This window comes from Helicobacter sp. MIT 05-5293, assembly GCF_000765665.2.
Lineage (GTDB): Bacteria > Campylobacterota > Campylobacteria > Campylobacterales > Helicobacteraceae > Helicobacter_C.
In genome coordinates this window covers 261,102-278,966 of the sequence record NZ_JROZ02000002.1, presented here as the reverse complement: position 1 = coordinate 278,966, position 17,865 = coordinate 261,102, and the positions used below count along the sequence as shown (strand labels likewise).

At 39.3% G+C, this 17,865-nt stretch carries 16 protein-coding genes; 8 read left to right on the top strand and 8 right to left on the bottom strand.

Annotated elements, in window-relative coordinates; translation table 11 throughout:
* Nucleotides 1-13 precede the first annotated feature (13 nt).
* From tatA to LS68_RS05880, 4 genes are read left to right on the top strand one after another with little or no spacing between them, the layout of a single operon-like run.
* On the top strand, nt 14-250 hold the full coding sequence (gene tatA, locus LS68_RS05895; protein ID WP_034374100.1) for a twin-arginine translocase TatA/TatE family subunit: 237 nt from the start codon (nt 14-16) through the stop codon (nt 248-250).
* Nucleotides 251-1,840, top strand: coding sequence for an arginine--tRNA ligase (gene argS / locus LS68_RS05890; RefSeq protein WP_034374097.1), 1,590 nt, complete (start codon nt 251-253; stop codon nt 1,838-1,840). It abuts the gene before it with no gap.
* 1 nt (nt 1,841) lies between these two features.
* A complete protein-coding gene (locus LS68_RS05885; protein ID WP_034374095.1) occupies nt 1,842-2,537 on the top strand; it encodes an AzlC family ABC transporter permease in 696 nt (231 codons plus the stop codon).
* Complete coding sequence (locus tag LS68_RS05880) at nt 2,527-2,868, top strand: AzlD domain-containing protein (RefSeq protein ID WP_034374092.1); 342 nt, start codon at nt 2,527-2,529, stop codon at nt 2,866-2,868. The genes LS68_RS05885 and LS68_RS05880 overlap by 11 nt, the downstream gene beginning before the upstream one ends.
* Before the next feature lie 22 nt (nt 2,869-2,890).
* Here LS68_RS05880 and LS68_RS05875 read toward each other — a convergent pair whose 3' ends face one another.
* Nucleotides 2,891-3,388, bottom strand: coding sequence for a flavodoxin (locus LS68_RS05875; protein ID WP_034374089.1), 498 nt, complete (start codon nt 3,386-3,388; stop codon nt 2,891-2,893).
* A 166-nt stretch (nt 3,389-3,554) separates the two neighbouring features.
* Here LS68_RS05875 and LS68_RS05870 point away from each other — a divergent pair, with 166 nt between their 5' ends.
* From LS68_RS05870 to LS68_RS05855, 4 genes are all read left to right on the top strand, one after another.
* Nucleotides 3,555-6,323 carry a TonB-dependent receptor gene (locus LS68_RS05870; protein WP_138091212.1) on the top strand — a complete coding sequence of 923 codons (2,769 nt, stop codon included), beginning with the start codon at nt 3,555-3,557 and terminating at the stop codon, nt 6,321-6,323.
* A gap of 104 nt (nt 6,324-6,427) precedes the next feature.
* The gene (locus LS68_RS05865; protein WP_138091210.1) at nt 6,428-9,127 is read left to right on the top strand and encodes a TonB-dependent receptor plug domain-containing protein; all 2,700 of its coding nucleotides are present in this window, start codon (nt 6,428-6,430) and stop codon (nt 9,125-9,127) included.
* Between the two features lie 52 nt (nt 9,128-9,179).
* A complete protein-coding gene (locus LS68_RS05860; RefSeq protein ID WP_034369905.1) occupies nt 9,180-10,247 on the top strand; it encodes a cytochrome c peroxidase in 1,068 nt (355 codons plus the stop codon).
* A gap of 137 nt (nt 10,248-10,384) precedes the next feature.
* Nucleotides 10,385-11,074, top strand: a complete 690-nt coding sequence (locus LS68_RS05855) for a hypothetical protein (protein WP_138091208.1) — start codon at nt 10,385-10,387, stop codon at nt 11,072-11,074.
* Nucleotides 11,075-11,137: 63 nt separating this feature from the next.
* Here the strand turns inward: LS68_RS05855 and LS68_RS05850 are convergent, their stop codons facing one another.
* From LS68_RS05850 to LS68_RS05820, 7 genes are all read right to left on the bottom strand, one after another.
* On the bottom strand, nt 11,138-11,971 hold the full coding sequence (locus LS68_RS05850) for a MetQ/NlpA family ABC transporter substrate-binding protein (RefSeq protein WP_138091206.1): 834 nt from the start codon (nt 11,969-11,971) through the stop codon (nt 11,138-11,140).
* A 29-nt stretch (nt 11,972-12,000) separates the two neighbouring features.
* Nucleotides 12,001-12,843 carry a MetQ/NlpA family ABC transporter substrate-binding protein gene (locus LS68_RS05845; protein WP_138091204.1) on the bottom strand — a complete coding sequence of 281 codons (843 nt, stop codon included), beginning with the start codon at nt 12,841-12,843 and terminating at the stop codon, nt 12,001-12,003.
* A 24-nt stretch (nt 12,844-12,867) separates the two neighbouring features.
* The gene (locus LS68_RS05840; protein ID WP_034369118.1) at nt 12,868-13,578 is read right to left on the bottom strand and encodes a methionine ABC transporter permease; all 711 of its coding nucleotides are present in this window, start codon (nt 13,576-13,578) and stop codon (nt 12,868-12,870) included.
* Nucleotides 13,571-14,620, bottom strand: a complete 1,050-nt coding sequence (locus LS68_RS05835) for a methionine ABC transporter ATP-binding protein (protein WP_034369117.1) — start codon at nt 14,618-14,620, stop codon at nt 13,571-13,573. The genes LS68_RS05840 and LS68_RS05835 overlap by 8 nt, the downstream gene beginning before the upstream one ends.
* A gap of 96 nt (nt 14,621-14,716) precedes the next feature.
* Nucleotides 14,717-15,481, bottom strand: a complete 765-nt coding sequence (locus LS68_RS05830; RefSeq protein ID WP_034370767.1) for a pseudouridine synthase — start codon at nt 15,479-15,481, stop codon at nt 14,717-14,719.
* A 4-nt stretch (nt 15,482-15,485) separates the two neighbouring features.
* A complete protein-coding gene (locus tag LS68_RS09925) occupies nt 15,486-16,583 on the bottom strand; it encodes a tetratricopeptide repeat protein (protein WP_034369115.1) in 1,098 nt (365 codons plus the stop codon).
* A gap of 67 nt (nt 16,584-16,650) precedes the next feature.
* Nucleotides 16,651-17,859 (bottom strand): 2,3,4,5-tetrahydropyridine-2,6-carboxylate N-succinyltransferase, encoded by a 1,209-nt coding sequence (locus LS68_RS05820; RefSeq protein ID WP_199741490.1) that lies wholly within the window; start codon nt 17,857-17,859, stop codon nt 16,651-16,653.
* Between the last annotated feature and the right edge of the window lie 6 nt (nt 17,860-17,865).

Genomic DNA, 17,865 nt, shown 5'->3' with positions numbered 1-17,865 from the left:
CTAAGGAGACTATATGACACCCCCTAGCATTACTCAATTGCTGATTATCCTACTCATCATTGTTTTGTTGTTTGGTGCGAAGAAGATTCCCGAACTCGCCAAAGGACTAGGTAGCGGCATCAAAAACTTTAAAAAAGCTGTCAAAGAAGATGACGAAGAGCAAAATGCAAGCGAACAAAGTCAAATCAAGCAAACAACAGCTACGACAGAAAATACAACACTTAAAGATTCTCAAAAACAAGAATCCTAAATGTATCATCACATCAAAACACTCCTTGAAAAAATATGTGAATGCGAAGTCGTGCTTGAAAAGCCTAAGAACAAGGAGCTTGGGCATTTCGCGACACCAGTTGCTTTCAGTCTTGCCAAAATAAAAAGAGCCAATCCTAAACAAATTGCCCAAGAGATTGCCTCAAAACTTGACACTTGTAAAGAATTTGAAAAAGTCGAGGCAGTGAATGGATATATTAATTTTTTCCTCTCATCATCTTTTCTCAAGCTTTCTGCACGGCTTTTTTATACTGATACGCAAAACGCACCCTTGCAAGATTCACAAGAAAAGATCCTGCTTGAATTTGTGAGTGCAAATCCCACAGGACCTTTGCATATCGGACATGCTAGAGGTGCAGTATATGGTGATGCACTTGCACGGGTAGGGAGACATTTAGGATATGCTATCACGACTGAATATTATATCAACGATGCAGGCGCACAGATTCAAATGCTTGGGTTATCAATCCTCCTTGCAGGGCAAGAACATCTCCTTAAACGCAATGTTACCTATCCGGAGAGTTACTATCGCGGGGAATATATTATCGATTTGGCAAAATTAGCGTCTGATCATTTTGGCACAGAGATTTTTGAAAGCGAAGATTCTATCCCTACCCTTGCAGCATTCGGCAAAGATCGTATGCTTGAAGAGATTAAAAATAACCTCACACAAGTGGGTATTAACTTTGATCATTTTGTGAGCGAAAAAGCCCTTTATCAGCGTTGGGAACAAACACTTGATACTCTTAAAGCACATCAGGGTATTTATGAGAGTGAGGGCAAAGTGTGGATTGCCTCCTCAACATTAGGCGATGAAAAAGATCGTGTGATCGTGCGTGATAACAATGAGCCGACTTACCTTGCAGGTGATATTATCTATCATCAGGACAAATTCCAACGCTCTTTTGATCGCTATATCAATATCTGGGGTGCAGACCATCATGGCTATATTGCGCGTGTGAAAGCAGCTATCCACTTTTTGGGCTATGATGAGAACAAACTTGAGGTGCTTCTCTCTCAAATGGTAAGTCTGCTTAAAGGTGGGCAACCCTACAAAATGAGCAAACGTGCGGGGAATTTTATCTTGATGAAAGATGTTGTTGAAGACATCGGTGCAGACGCATTACGCTTTGTGTTTCTCTCTAAAAAAGCTGACACACATTTAGAGTTTGATGTCGATGAACTTAAAAAACAAGATTCTAGTAATCCGATTTATTATATCAACTATGCCAATGCAAGAATCCACACTTTGCTTGAAAAATCGCAATTAAAACCTCAAGACATTATGCAAAATGACAAAGATTTAGACATTGATTTTGATGCAAAAAATCTCCTTTTTGAGGCACTTATGTGTCCGCACACGATTGAAGCAAGCTTCAAAGACCGCGAGATTCAAAAAATTTGTGAATACCTTAAGAATCTTGCTGCAAACTTCCATAGTTTTTACAATGCACACAAGATTTTAGGCACTCATAATGAAAAAGATTTGCTCTATGTGATGCTCATTGTGAGCAAAAGTATCACATTAGGAATGTCTTTGCTAGGTATTGTAGCCAAAACAAGAATGTAAAATGTCTCCTCGCTCCGTTGCTTTAGCGGCACTCAAAGATGCTTTTCCGCACACGATTCCGATTCTATTTGGATATGTGTTTATGGGTATGGTTTTTGGGATATTACTCCAAGCAGCGGGATATAACGCACTTTGGGCATTAGCAATGGCAATAATTATCTATGGTGGCACGACTCAATTTATCGCTGTGGGACTAATGGCATCGGGTGCTGGATTGTGGGAAGTTTTCTTAATTGCAAGTATGGTGAATGCAAGACAAATTTTTTATGCTATCAGTATGCTGGATCGTTTCAAATCTATGGGTAAAAAATCCTATTATATGATTTATTCTTTGACTGATGAAACTTTAGCTCTTCTCAATCTCAAATCTCCCAAACAAGGTATAGACAAACAATGGTTTGATTTCTTTATCTCCTTGCTCAATCAAATCTATTGGATTATAGGCTGTGTTTTGGGAGCATTACTTGGGTCAGCGTTGGTTTTCAATACGCAAGGGATTGATTTTGTGATGAGTGCGATTTTTGTCGTGATTTTTATCCAATCATGGAAAAATCCTCAATCAAGGATTCCCGCGCTTATCGGTGTGGGTGTAAGCATCGTATGTCTAGTAATTTTTGGCAAAGACTTTTTGCTCCCCGCACTCATTGGCATTACTTTACTTCTGACTTTATTAAGAAAGCCTCTTGATGTCGCCTGAAACCCTGCATTCTCTTCTCATCGTAGCTCTTATAGGGATTAATACCCTCCTTAGCCGTGCTTTGCCTTTTATGATTTTCCGACACAGCACACCCCCATATATTACCTTTCTCGGTAAATTCCTGCCTAGCGCAATTATTGCGATGCTTATTGTGTATTGTCTTCGTAATGTTGATTTATTTAATGCGCCTTTTGGGCTGAATGAAATTATCGCTGTGAGTATTGTAAGTGCCTTGCAAATTTGGCTCAAAATCCCTGTAATTAGTATCATTATAGGGACAATCTCCTATATGATACTAGTGCAAAGCGAGATTCTAAAGAATCTCTTTTAAATAATGCGCAAAATAATAGAATTTATGCGAATGATGGCTTGATCGCTTCTACCCACGCTTGAATGCGTTGTGCGCTCAAATCTTCTTGATTGACTTCATCAATAATCAATCCGACAAATTTCCCATCGACAACTGCTTGACTATCATCAAATGTATAGCCATCTGTGCTTGTTTGCCCGATTACTTTTCCCTTTTTAGACACTTTTTGATAAATTGCTGCAATACCATTACAAAAAGTATCACTATAAATTTCTTGATCGCCTAATCCCACAAGCGCAATTGTTTTGTTTGCAAACGCATCATCATTAAGCCCTGAAATAAAGCTATCCCAATCATCTTGCAAATCTCCTGAACCATAAGTAGGTGTCGCAAGGATCAGATTCTCAAATGAATCTAAATCTTCTTTTTTACAAGAAGACACATCAAACACTTCACAATCCCCTACTGCGCTTGCAATCCTTTGAGCAATATCTTGAGTCGCTCCACCATCACTGCCATAAAATAAACCAACTTTTTTCATATCAACTCCTTTTTAACTTTAAAAATAATGAGAGTTTTTATTTTATCGTATAAAAGACAATGACATAAGAATCACACTATATTTAAATTAAGAATTATTTTTATTTTATTTTAATATTTCATTGATTATTATTCGCTCCGAAATTGAATTTTGGAGGGTAATAATAATGAGGATTAAGTTTTACTTAAGAAGCTATATATATATATCTGCAATTTTGCTTTCTACAAATGTCTTACTCGCTGATACAGATTCACCGCAATCTTCTTTAACAAACCCAAACAACACGCGCTCTAGTGCGGACTCTGATACGAAAACTACAGATTCTATAAAATCAGTCAAACTCCCCTCATCAGTCGTTACGACCACTTCCCAATTAGAAGAGTATCAAAGCGGGGAAATGATCAATGAGTCAATGATAGAATCCAACCCCTCCGGCAATGGCGACATCACAAGTATCCTTAGAATCTTGCCCAATGTGCAGTTTGATAATGCCCAAAGTAAAAGTAGCACACCCGGTGAAATCGACCCTGCCAATATCAGCATCAGCGGCGGACTTTACTATCAAAACAACTTCCAACTTGATGGATTCAATATGAATAATGATTTAGATCCAGCGGGATCGCAAGGAAGTAATCCTGTGGCTGCCACTGCACTACCCGGGAGAAGCCAAGGGTTAAATATTGACACCTCACTTTTAGAATCTATTGTCGTGCAAGATTCTAATGTTTCGGCTGCCTATGGGGGCTTCACCGGTGGGGTAGTCGAAGCAAATACGAGACGCCCTACCAAAAATTTTGGTGCAAATGTAAGTTATCAAATCACACAAGGCAACGCTGACCCTCATAAATTTTCACTCACAAATTATCATATCTACGAAGCAAATGACCAAAGTTACAATAACTTTCTCAATTCCTCTTCCTATGGGAATCAACCCGAATTTATCAAGCATCTTATCCGTTCAAGTATAGAATCTAAACTCAATGATAAAAGCGGTGTAATTGCAAGCTTCACCACCACGCAGAGCTTTATCCCCCTCAATGCTTACGCTAATACATATATGAGCACTACTCGTGATGACACACGAAAAACACAAAAAAGACAAAGCTATAATTTCTTTATTAAAGGCTATTATGACCCCATAGAATCCTTAAGAATTGAAGCAAGTTATACTTACGCCCCACAATATAATGAGTATTTTATCGTGAATACCAAAGATTCTGATTTTTATCTCCAAAGCGGCGGACATCAAGCAGGGATAAAGGCACTATGGGAGAATCTTCTAGGTTTGCTAACCGCACAAAGCAACTTTAACTATATGGAAAACTCACGCAGTGGTTCAGCTCAACACGCAAAAGGTTGGCGAGTATCAGATGAAAAAAATTGGAGTAGCGATAAAAACGGCACGGTTTCAGAGGGTGGCTATGGAAATGTCGATAGCACGCAACTTAATCTTCACCTTAAACTTAACCAGAGCTTCAAGCCTATTGAACTTTTCTCATTATGGGAGCATAAAATCAATACAGGACTAGAAATTGGCTATGTAAATGCAAGCTATGAAAGATTAGGTGATACAATTTTTGGTGGGACTGCTTGGCTTTCGCCACTTACAAATGGTATGACTTGTATTGATGAATTTTGCTCCACTTCCCCAGTGCATTATCAAATTAATACTTGGAAAGACAACAAAGGACAATTTGCCAATAAAGCCACCCTTTACAAAGCAGGCAAAATCAATATAGATAACTTTGATTTAAGTCTCTATGCCGAAGATGATATGAATTTCCATTTAGGCGCATTTGGTGAAATCAATACACGCTTTGGACTAAGACTAGATTACGACACCTATATGAATAAAGCTCCTATCGCACCGCGATTATCACTTAATTATATTGCGCCTTGGAGCTATGGAGAATATGGCAAAAACTTTAAAAGCACTTTGATTTTTGGAGCAAATCGCTACTATGGGCGCAATCTCTTCACCTATGCTCTTATGGACGGACGCTCTTCACTTCAATACACCGTGAGTAGAACCGACCCATCGACCTCATGGGACAATGCCACAAAGACACAAAATAAAAATGATACAAACTTTGCGCAACTTAAAGTGCCTTATGCTGATGAACTTGCAGTAGGGATTTCACAGCAATTATATATATTTCAAGCAGTCGCAAAATACATTCATCGATTCGGACGAGATGAAATTCGCAGAGCATGTAAAGACCCAAAAACAGGACAAATCAGCGCATATAACTGCACAAGCAATGTCACTGGACTAACGGATACTTTACGCTTTGTCTATACCAATGATGGGCAAAGTGATACTGATGTGATTACTCTAAGTGTGCAAAATATCCAGCCTATCCAAACTTTTAGCATTAAACACCATTATATGCTTGCCTTTGATTGGACAAATGTCAAACGAAATTATGCTGATTACAGCACAAATCTTACAGACGATGAGCTTAGCAACCAACTCATCAGTTATGATGGGAAACTCATACGCTATGCCGATAGACCCGCAGAAAATTTTATCCGTCCTTATACCTTGCGACTTAGCACCACGCATAATTTTAATATCGCACGCACCAAATGGCTATGGAACAACTTCTTCCGCTATCGCGCAGGGTATAAGACAATGGCAAGCGTTAGGGAAGCCGATAAAGATAGCTTTGTAATCGATGGTGTGCTGACCAAAGTTGATACATTTAAGGCTTTTGACATCAGAGGGGCTTTTACTTGGGATATGCGTATCGGCTTTGAAGTCGATGTGTGGAAAGGAAATACTCTATATATGAATCTCGATATTTATAATGTGCTTGATAGCAAAAATATCGCGATTGCAAGTGCAAGCTATTCCGCAACCGCAGGAACTACTGCTATCCCCGTTTATGAAGTCGGGAGGCAGTTTTGGCTACAAGTAGGCTATAAGTTTTAAAAGAAACAAAATCACATAAATTTTATAAATCGATAATTACTTTTATTTCATTTTAATATTCTATTCATTATTATTCGCACCAAATTTAGGTTTTGGGGGTAATAATGAGATTAGATTTTAGCTTAAAAGCTATATATATATATATATCGACAATTTTATTGTGTATAAATCCGCTGTGGGGGGACGAAGATTTACTCGATTCTCAATCTCGTAAAAATACAGATTCTCAATCCCAATCAACTGCGACAGATTCTATAAAATCAGTCAAACTCCCTTCATCAGTCGTTACGACCACTTCCCAACTGCAAGAATACCAAAGTGGCGAGACAATCAGTGAATCAATGATAGAATCTAACCCCTCCGGTAATGGCGACATCACAAGCCTTTTAAGAATCTTACCCAATGTGCAGTTTGATAATGCTCAAAGCAAAAGCACGACACCGGGTGAAATCGACCCTGCAAACATTTCTATCAGCGGCGGATTATTTTATCAAAATAATTTTATGGTTGATGGATTCAATATGAATAACGATTTAGATCCAGCGGGAGGAACAACCAATGGTCCTGCCGCTTTAAAAAGTGGGCGTTCTCAAGGTTTTAATCTCGATACCTCACTTTTAGAATCTATTGTCGTGCAAGATTCTAATGTCTCTGCTGCCTATGGGCGATTTACCGGTGGGGTAGTCGAAGCAAATATCCGCAAACCACGCTCTGATGGTTGGCATGGGGGTATTAGCTATCAATACACGGGAGATAATTTCACGCATTATTTTATCCATGAGAGTGCAGAATCTGCCTTTGCAACCTCAAGTGATGAAAATTATCAGCCACATTTTACCAAACATCTCATCAAAGCCAATGCGGAGGGCTATATCACACAGAATCTCGGCATCATTGCTGCCTTTTCCACCACGCGTAGCTTTATACCACTTAACGCTTACTCTAGCTTGATTAAAAGCGGCACAGAATTTGGCACTATACGCGAACAAAAGCGTATCAGTGACAACTACTACATCAAGGCACATTACAATCCCACAGAAAGCTTTACCCTAGAGGCAAATCTCGGCTATATCCCGCAATTTAATACCTATTACAACAATACTATGAAAGATAGTTTCTATACCATGCAAAGTGGAGGTTGGCAGGCTGGGCTTAAAGGGCTATGGGATACCAAAGTCGGGCTTTGGACAAACACGCTAGGCTATTCACGATTAGAAAATTCAAGACGCAGCGATAAAAGCTATGTATTTAGCTGGTATGCGAGTGATGAAAAAAATTGGGCAATCAATTCCGCCAACAGAGCTGCAGAGGGTGGTTATGGTGATAATGATCAGATTCAAGATACTTTAAACTACAAATCCGATATGAGCTTCGAACCTCTTGATATATGGCTGACACGACACACTTTTCGTGTAGGTGCAGAACTCAATTATCAGAAATTGACCAATAACCGCTTGACCGAATACTTTGGCTTCAATAATCCTGTCAATACTAATAATGTAAATTGCCCTAATGGAGCGGATAATTTAGGGCTTTATGGTTGCAGTAATGTAAAACCCAACACAACTACCCAAAGTAGTTGGAGTGGGCAATACTTTAATGCAGTAGCTATTTATCTCCCTGTCAGTAAAGTCTCATTTAACAACCTCTCGTATGGATTCTATGCCGAAGATGATATAAACTTTCATCTAGGAGGATTAGGAGAAATCAATACGCGCTTTGGCTTACGATTTGACGGCGATAATTATATGGATAAACACACCCTTGCTCCGAGATTCTCACTTAATTATGTAACGCCCGTAGAGAGAGCCTATCAAAGCACTTTGATCTTTGGGGCAAATCGCTACTATGGGCGCAATCTCTTTTCTTATCGATTGTATGATTATTTATCCACCACACAAGCGACTTTTACTCGCTCTTCTCCCACTGATAATTGGGTCAAAGGTTCTCCTGCTAACAATCCTACTTCTTCTACTTTGTTTAGTCGTCTCAATGTCCCCTATGATGATGAACTAATGGTGGGACTTTCGCAAAATTTAGGGATTTTTAGCGCGGTGCTAAAATACATTCATCGTGAGGGCAAAGATGAGATTATGCCTGTAGGAGGCAGAACAGCTGCAGGAAGCACAACCCCTCCTAGTGGATACAGCACTGCTTATAAAGTCTATACCAATGACGGAAGCTCACGAAGCAATATCGTTACACTGATGATCAGTAATGCCGCGCCTATCGATACTTTTGGCGTGAAGCATTACTATCTCCTTGCCTTTGATTGGACAGACACCAAGCGGACTTACAATGCTTTCAGTGCTGATGATGCGTATTATAACAACACAGATATTATGTATAATGGGCAAGTGATCAAATACCGCGATCGCCCGGTGGATAATTATGCACGCCCCTATACTTTGCGTCTCAACACCACACATACTCTTAATATGGGGCGCACTCGTTGGCTCTGGAATAACTTTTTTAGATACAGAGCAGGATATGAAAGAATGGTAACACTTGCTCGCACAGACCCAAATTATGATACTAGCTTTAACGGCACTCAATACGGCAAAATGGACTTTAAAGGGGCTTTCACTTGGGATATGCGTATAGGACTTGAAGTCAATGTATGGAAAGGGAATACTCTGTTTATGAATCTTGATATTTATAATGTCTTAAATGCTCAAAATCTAACGACTGCAAGCGGCACAAATGGTAGCACTCTTCCTTCACTTGTTGCTGCTGCAGCCAATTCTATCCCCGTCTATGAAGTCGGGAGGCAGTTTTGGCTACAAGTAGGCTATAAATTTTAAGAATAGTAATGATAAAATTCATTAAAGCTATAAGGTGTAAGGAGAAGATTCTATGCTGATAGAAACATTACTTTTTATCTGTCTGAAAAATATGCCAAACCCTATGCCACAATCACCTCAATCTCTGCGCACAATGTATCTACAAGATCCTAGCACTTGGACAAAACCTTGGGTAGATAAAGGCATCATATGGGAAGAAATCGGTGCATTACCGGATACAGCACCTTATCCAGATTCTAATCCCTATTCAGAATCTAAATTCAAACTTGGTGAAAAGCTTTTCAATGATCCGCTATTATCTAAAAGTGGGCAAATCGCTTGCGCCTCATGCCACGATAAAGAACTAGGCTTTGGCGATGGGCGAAAGGTCAGCTATGGGCATGATAGACAGCTTGGGGAACGCAATGCGCCGAGTGTCGCAATGAGCGCATTTGGAGTAGAAAAATTTTGGGACGGGCGTGCGCAAACACTAGAAGAACAAGCACTGATGCCTATTGTCGATCCAAAAGAAATGGCTTATGATCCCAAGAAAGCCGCACAAAGAATCGCTCAAATCCCTGCATACAAACAAGCCTTTAAAGAAGCCTTTGGCACTGAAACGATCACACCTACCCTTATGGCTCAAGCGATTGCGACTTATGAACGCGGACTGATGCCACGAAACAAGCAATTTGATAGATTCTTAAAAGGCAGCACAAAAGCAATGAATGACCAAGAAATACAAGGCTTACACCTCTTCCGCACTAAGGGGCGATGTATGAATTGCCATAATGGCGTGGCTTTTAGTGATCAAAGCTATCACAATTTGGGTTTGAGCTTTTATGGGAGAAAGTTTGAAGATTTAGGGCGATACAATATTAGCAAAGACCCGCAAGATGTGGGGCGTTTTAAAACACCAAGTCTGCGAGGAGTAGGACAAAGCAAACCCTATATGCACAATGGTTTATTCCCGCATTTACGCGGTGTGATCAACTCCTACAATGCAGGAATGTTCCGCCCTAAACCCACAAATGAGCAAGAAACCGATCCGCTTTTTCCTACGACTGATCCGCTCTTGCGTCCGCTGAATCTCACTGAAGAGGAAATACGAGCCCTTGAAGCGTTTTTAAACACGCTTTAAAGCGGTGTCGCCAACCCATAGAAAATTATTATGAATTAATTTAATTTTTAAATTATTATTTGTAGAATAAAAACATTATTAAATATCATTATCATAATATTTAATAATAAAATATTTTTACTTAATTGGAGGTTTTTATGAAAAAAATACTTATTTTTACACTCCTACTTTGTGGAGTATCTAGCTTTGCGATAGATTGGCGGGTAGGTGTAGGTGGGTCATATAGTCTCTATGCAGCTAAGGGTGAAAAAGATGTTAAGGACATCGGAGGCTATTTGACTTTGGCTGCAAGGGAATCCACAGAAAAGCTATTGTTTTCTACTGGCTTTGATATACATTATGGTAAATCCAAACAAGACAGCGCAAAAACGAATTTTGCACTTGGGAATTATCACTTAAAAGCAGGTTTTACACCATTTTCTGGGTCTGTTAAGCCTTTTATTAATCTTGTTTATTCTTGGGATTGGCTTTTAAGAGATGGGGCAATAAATGGCAGTAATCTTGAGACAGGACTTCATATGATAGGAGCAGAAGTGCAAGCTATCATCAAGGGCAATAAATCTTCTATTGAATACGGCGCAGGCTATCACTATGTGTTTCATGGTTATCACTATTTGGATAAAGTCCGCTCAAGCATTGATGATTATAGCTATGCTATTAATGCGTTTGTCGGCTATACCTATGAGCTTTCTGAAAAACTAGCATATTTTGTCAATGCAAAAGCAAAGGGTTATTTTCTCGCACAATCAGATTCCAATACTCCTACTTTCAGTCGCCCAAAGACGGAGCATATTATAGCTATGCTTGAAGTCGGGCTTCAATTCTAATGAATACAGATTCTAAAATCCCCAAAAGATTTTAGAATCTTACTCAAATCCAATGACGATTAGCTAGAAAACCGGCAATACTTCGCCTTGATATTTTTCAAGGATAAAATCCTTGACTTTTTGGCTTTGCAAAGCTTCTTTGAGCTTTAAAATCGCAGGATCATCAACCCTTTGTGATTTTACCACTAAAATATTTGCATAAGGAGATTCTGAACCTTCTAAAAAAAGCGCGTCCGCACCCTTAAGCCCTGCTTGCAACGCGTAGTTTCCATTGATCACTGCTGCATCAACGCTATCAAGTGTGCGTGGGATCATCGCCGCTTCAATGGGTTTAATCTTGAAATCTCTTGGATTCTCAATAATATCAATCTCACTTGCATTAAGATTCTCAACATCTTTAAGTGTGATTAAACCTTTATGATGAAGTAAAATTAACGCCCGCCCGCCATTACTTGGATCGTTGGGAATCGCTATCGTGCTACCATTAGGGATTTCATCGACACTAGAGAACTTTTTAGAATAAAATCCTATCGGCTCAATATGGATATTTGCCACCGGCTCTAAGTCAAATCCTCTTTCTGTTTTAAGAGAATCTAAAAAAGGTTTGTGCTGATGAAAATTCGCATCAATTGAGCCATCATTCAAGCTGACATTAGGCGTTACATAATCCGTAAAATTCACGATTTGCAGCTCAATGCCTTGCGCACTCAAATCTGACTTAATCACCTCTAAGATTTCTGCGTGTGGCACAGGTGTCGCGCCGACTTTAAGAATCGTCTTTTCTGAAGACTCGCTCACTGCATTCGCTTGTAAATCTTTAGTTTCTTTATCGCCACACCCCGCAAAGATAATCCCTGCGCTTAATCCTGCAAGCAAGAGATTCTGTATTTTTTTCATTATTTTTCCTTTTACTTATTAAAGCGCGACTATTGTGCGCTCACGGGAATAATCTCGCCTTGATACTTTTCCAAAATAAAATCTCTTGTTTCTGGGCTTAAGAGCGCATCACGCAATGCTAAGATCAATTCATTGTCTTTATTGTCTTCTCTTGCAACCAACACATTGATATAAGCAGATTTATCATTTTCATGGAAGAATGCTTCTTTAATACTCATTTTGGCTTGCAAAGCATAGTTTGCATTGATCACTGCTGCATCAACGCTATCAAGGATAAGAGGTAAAGACGCTGCTTCCATAGGTTTAAAAATAAATTTCTTAGGATTCTCTACAATGTCTAACTCACTTGAGCCTAAATCACTAGGATTAGCAAGCTTAATCAAGCCATTATCATGCAATAAAATAAATGCTCTTGCCATATTTGAAGCATCACCCGGAATCGCAATCGTGCTGCCATCAGGAAGTGAAGCAAGATCGTCATATTTTTTAGAATAAAGACCAAGCGGAACGATATAAATAGGTGCGATACTTACAAGATGATAACCCTTTTGTGCATTGGTATTATCCATAAAAGGCTTGTGCTGATACATATTCGCATCAGAACTGCCTTCAGCTAAAGACACATTAGGCACAACATAATCAGTAAAAGTTTGAATCTGCATATCGATGCCTTGTGAAGCAAGGATTGGCTTTACAAACTCAAGAATCTCTGATGCAGGCACAGGTGTCGCACCGACTTTAAGCACTTTGGGAGCATCTGCTGCCTGCTCACTCACTTCTTTACTATCATTTTTATTTTGTTCGTTACTCGAACACGCCCAAAAGCTTGATATTACAAGCACTCCTAATAATACACGCCAAATTTTTGTCATTTTGTCTCCTTTTGTTAAAATAAACTAACGATATTTGCGTAATCTTTTCACAATCAAATCGCCACTTGATTGGATAAACTGCACCAATACAATGATGCAAATCACCGCATAAAGTAAAATATCTGGCTTAAAAGATTGGAATCCAATACGATAAGCCAAATCTCCAAGCCCACCTGCACCCAAAGCACCTGCCATAGCAGAATAACCGACCAAACTAACGGTTGTAATCGTGATTGCATTCACAAGAGAAGGCATAGATTCTCCAATCATCATTTTTACCACACAAAGTTTATTTGCGCCCATACTGATGGTTGCTTCAATCAAACCTTTATCCACCTCATCAAGTGCATTTTCAAAAAGCCTTGCGATAAAAGGTGTCGCCGCAATCAAAAGTGGTATCACTGCTGCGGTGCTTCCGATGCTCGTCCCTATCAAATAACGTGAAAGGGGCAAAAGTAAAATAATCAAAATAATAAAAGGAAAAGAGCGCACAACATTCACAATCGCGCTCACAACGCGATAAGTCAAGGGCATAGGCATAATGGAAGTAGGCTTTGCGATACTCAAAAACACGCCTAAAGGCAAACCTAAAATACTTGCAAAAATACATGAAAAAACCACCATATAAATGGTTTCACAGACTGATTTTGCCAAAGTAAAAGCAATCGGATTGGTAAAAATACTCCGCAATACATCAAGATAATATTTCTCTAAAAAATCCAAGACTTCAAGCATTTTCTGCCTCCTTTTCTGGATTCTTATGCACCTTATCACAAATCTTTTCTTGAAGATGTTCAATGGTTACGCCATTTTCTACAAGCCATGAAAGCGCATTGTCAATCTTTGATTCTGTAGCAGAAAATTTAATCACTAAATGCCCGACTTCACCGCCTCTTAGCTCATCAATGCTCCCACTCAAAATATTAACATCAACATCAAACTTCCGAATCATTTGACTAATCAATGGGGATTGTGCGTTTGGACCTGTGAAAATCACCTTATACACATTGTGCAAATCTCCTAAATGTGTGATGAAACTTTGCTCATCTTGAGGCAAAAATGAAATTAATTCTTTTGTAATAGGGTGTTTGGGCGAAGCAAAAACTTCTTTCACACTCCCCCGCTCTACGATTTCACCATCACTTACTACGCACATTTTATTGCAAATCTCTTTAACAACCTCAATTTGATGAGTGATCAAGACTACACTTAAATCTAATCGTTGTTGAATATCTCGCAAAAGTGCGAGAATGGATTTTGTCGTTTTAGTATCAAGAGCAGAAGTTGCCTCATCACAAAGCAGAATCTTTGGGTGATTGGCTAAAGCCCGAGCAATCGCTACTCTTTGCTTTTGCCCACCACTTAGTTGGCTAGGATAATGATGTGCTTTCTCACTTAATCCTACTAGTTCTAAAAGCTCATTGACGCGGGGTTTGATGAGTTTCTTATCCCATTTTGCTATATGCAAAGCAAATGCGACATTATCAAAGACATTTTTTGCACTCAAAAGATTAAAATGCTGAAAAATCATTCCCATTTTTTGACGCTGTTTCTGTAAGGCATTTTCTTTAAGTGCCAACAAATCCACACCATCAATGACCAAAGAACCTTCTGTCGGTTCTTCTAGGCGATTGATAATGCGTATCAGTGTGCTTTTACCCGCGCCTGAATATCCTATGATACCCATAATATCGCCCTTTTGCACCTCTAAATCAATATTTTTTAAAGCAACAAACCCATTTGCATAAGTTTTACTGATTGATGTGAGCTTGATCACTCATACTCCTTAAGAAAATTCAACAATGAATATTAATGGAGTGGCATTATATCACAAATTTTAAAAAATACAATATGTAAATTAGAATTTTTGTTATTAATCTGATAGAGAAGAAGTTTTTTTCATAAAGTCGCGTAAAGCTTTGTATTCATCTTTTGTAAAAAATCGACTCTTCCCACAAGGCAAAGCATTAAGATGCACAAATCCATAGCTTACGCGCTTAAGATCCAAAACCTCGCAATGAAAATGAGCAAAGAATCTCCGCAATTCACGATTTTTCCCCTCTGTGATGCTGACTTTTAATTTAGTATATTTTTTATCGCTTTTTATCACTTCATAAGATTCAAAGGGCGCAAATTCCATAGCGATGATTTTACTTTTTTCATGCCCACCTGCGCGTGCATCATCGCATTTTAGCCCATTCTGCATCGCCTCTATAACCTCTGAAGTAAGCGCACCGCTAAGTTTCAGAATATAGGTGCGTGGCAGAGCAGATTCCATAAGTGTTTTAGCAATCACTTTATTATCAGTGAGAATCAAAACCCCCTCACTTGCAAAATCTAGTCGCCCCACGCTTACAAAATGCCTAAATTTAGATTCTAAAGTATCATAAATTACTCTTCTCCCGCGTTCATCGCGTTTGCTGACAATCTCACCTTTGGGTTTATGATACACGATGCAAGTATAATTCTCTTGCGGTGTGATTTTCTTGCCATCAATATAAACATTTTGATTCTCAAGTAAAACTGATTGAAGTGTGGCTTTACTTCGTTGGATATTGACGCGCCCCTCTATGATAAGCTTGTCGGCTTCGCGTCTTGAATATTTAGTGTGATGAGCAATATATTGGTTTAAGCGCATACCTTTATTTACCCGATGCCCTGATTCCACCACTAACAGTGCCTCTTGTGCGCATTAAAGAAAAATTATGGCAGCCTGATTCTATCCCATAATCACAAGCCAAACCAAAAAGCTCTGTTGCCTTTCTCTTATCTTGTCGGACGCCAAGACCTCCATCATAAAGCACACCTAGATTATTACAGCTTTGAATATGCCCACTATCACACGCCAAAGTAAAATATTTTGCAGCATTGTAATAGCTTTGCTCTGCTCCATTTGAGCCAGTGGCATACATCCAGCCGAGATTTCCACAGCCCACAATATCACCCTGCTGACATGCGACATAATTCATCTCGACATAGCTCATCTTATCTCTTGTCATACCATAGACATTGTAAGTATTACTCATCAATCCAAGATTATAACAACCCAAATCGCTTCCCAATTGACACGCGCTATTATAATACGCCAATGCTTTTTGATAGTCTTTTTTAACTCCTACGCCATTAGCATACATCCAGCCTGCATTGGTGCAACCTAGAGAATCTCCGCCTTGACAAGCTACCACATACAATTGAGAGGCTTGTGCTTTGTCTTCTTTTACTCCATCGCCATTATCATAAGCCATAGCTAGATTCGCACAAGCGACTGCATCTCCACCCGTGCAAGCTTTGTAATAAAAATCGACAGCCTTTTGTGGGTCAGGCACACCACTACTTGCCCCATACATATAAATCAATCCCGAGCCAAAACAACCCGCTGCATTGCCTTGGTCGCAAGAACGCACAAAAAGATCAAGTGCGCTTTGATAATCACCTGATTTTGCAAAATCCATAGCAAGTTTTAAAGAAGTATTGGATTCATTTACGACTTCAAGCATATCTTCAATGGGTGCGCCTCCGATTTGATTAGCCGGTGTGAGAGGCTGCGAGCCTAGCAAACTCGGCATATCATTATTTGCTAAAGGGGGTAAAGGAAGAGAATCGGGAGCATTTGCAGCTGATTGGAATCCATTCTCTGTAGGGCTTGTTTGAATTGTCGCTCCTTGAGTATCTTGAGGTTCGCTATATCCCAAACTTACTACTATCACCAAAGAAACCGACAACAGCCATATTTTTTTCATTATGCCTTCCTGAATTTAAGAATATTTTTGCAGACTAAAGCAAAAATAATACCAAATACAGCACAAATCAATGTAAATCTTGATTGAGCTCTATTTTGCGATCACTCCTGAAAGCTATCATTTTGCCACTTTGACTATCACATCGGAAATGAATGCCATTTTTACCCGAAAGCTCACGCCCCTTATAAAGATGACTTTCTTTGATGACAAAAGTATCATTGATTTGAGCAATTTTTTGCGCTTCTTCGGGTTTGATATAAAACACACCGCCTGCAAGCACAGCAATACCACCATCGACAATACACCCATCACCCAAACTAATACCTGTCGAGCTATTCACACCCAAAAGACAATTTTTGCCGATTGTGATAGGCTCTGAATTCCCTCCACTAAGCACACCTAAAATACTTGCTCCACCGCCAATATCTGTGCCTTCACCCACGACTACGCTAGAGCTAATGCGCCCTTCATTCATACAAGCCCCCTGCGCTCCGGCATTAAAATTCACATAACTTGCTCCGGGCATTTGCGTGTATCCACCTGTGCCTAAATACGCACCAAAACGCGTCTTTGCAGAATCTAACAAGCGAATATTGTCATATTGTGGAATCACCTGCATCAAATATCGTGGAAACTTATCCACAAAATCAATCGCTGGGAAATTACCTTCGATTTTTAAACGAATCTCATTTTCACGCAACCACTCCAACTCATAGGGTTTATTACCACTCCAAGCGACATTTTGCAATAAACCAAAAATTCCATCAAGTTGCAAAGAACGCAAAGGGGCTTTCCCCAAAGAAAGCGCGAGAAGTTTAAGATAAGCAGATTGCACACTTTCACATTTCTTATCACGATAAATCACGCAAAAATGATACCGCGCCCTGCCGCCTTTTGTCCTAAGCTTGCCTTTTTTAGCTTGTTTTTGCAATTCAAGAATAACTTGAATATTTTTGTGCGTTTGATCATCTTTGAGCGATTCACTCAAGAATGGGCTATAAATTTCAAGTGCTTTTTCGATAAATGCTTGATTGACGCCATAAATCGCTTCATTTTCGGATTCTAAAATGACACTATCACTTGCTTTCGCACTTTCGCAAAGCACCGCATAAGTGCCAAGATTCTCACCTTGCCAATTAAGCACAGGATAAGTCGCACTTAAAATTTCTTTTGACTTCTTGCCAATTTCTACGCGTGCGATACCAAAACCAAGAGGTTCTCGATATTGAGGGCTCTTTTGGTATTCATCTACAAATAATTTAAATCGTTCCATAATATTACT

Bases quoted from the DNA above. Each gene is read 5' to 3' on its own strand.
- tatA (WP_034374100.1), top strand. From the start codon at position 14: ATGACACCCCCTAGCATTACTCAATTGCTGATTATCCTACTCATCATT.
- argS (WP_034374097.1), top strand. From the start codon at position 251: ATGTATCATCACATCAAAACACTCCTTGAAAAAATATGTGAATGCGAA.
- LS68_RS05885 (WP_034374095.1), top strand. From the start codon at position 1,842: ATGTCTCCTCGCTCCGTTGCTTTAGCGGCACTCAAAGATGCTTTTCCG.
- LS68_RS05880 (WP_034374092.1), top strand. From the start codon at position 2,527: ATGTCGCCTGAAACCCTGCATTCTCTTCTCATCGTAGCTCTTATAGGG.
- LS68_RS05875 (WP_034374089.1), bottom strand. From the start codon at position 3,388: ATGAAAAAAGTTGGTTTATTTTATGGCAGTGATGGTGGAGCGACTCAA.
- LS68_RS05870 (WP_138091212.1), top strand. From the start codon at position 3,555: ATGAGGATTAAGTTTTACTTAAGAAGCTATATATATATATCTGCAATT.
- LS68_RS05865 (WP_138091210.1), top strand. From the start codon at position 6,428: ATGAGATTAGATTTTAGCTTAAAAGCTATATATATATATATATCGACA.
- LS68_RS05860 (WP_034369905.1), top strand. From the start codon at position 9,180: ATGCTGATAGAAACATTACTTTTTATCTGTCTGAAAAATATGCCAAAC.
- LS68_RS05855 (WP_138091208.1), top strand. From the start codon at position 10,385: ATGAAAAAAATACTTATTTTTACACTCCTACTTTGTGGAGTATCTAGC.
- LS68_RS05850 (WP_138091206.1), bottom strand. From the start codon at position 11,971: ATGAAAAAAATACAGAATCTCTTGCTTGCAGGATTAAGCGCAGGGATT.
- LS68_RS05845 (WP_138091204.1), bottom strand. From the start codon at position 12,843: ATGACAAAAATTTGGCGTGTATTATTAGGAGTGCTTGTAATATCAAGC.
- LS68_RS05840 (WP_034369118.1), bottom strand. From the start codon at position 13,578: ATGCTTGAAGTCTTGGATTTTTTAGAGAAATATTATCTTGATGTATTG.
- LS68_RS05830 (WP_034370767.1), bottom strand. From the start codon at position 15,481: ATGCGCTTAAACCAATATATTGCTCATCACACTAAATATTCAAGACGC.
- LS68_RS09925 (WP_034369115.1), bottom strand. From the start codon at position 16,583: ATGAAAAAAATATGGCTGTTGTCGGTTTCTTTGGTGATAGTAGTAAGT.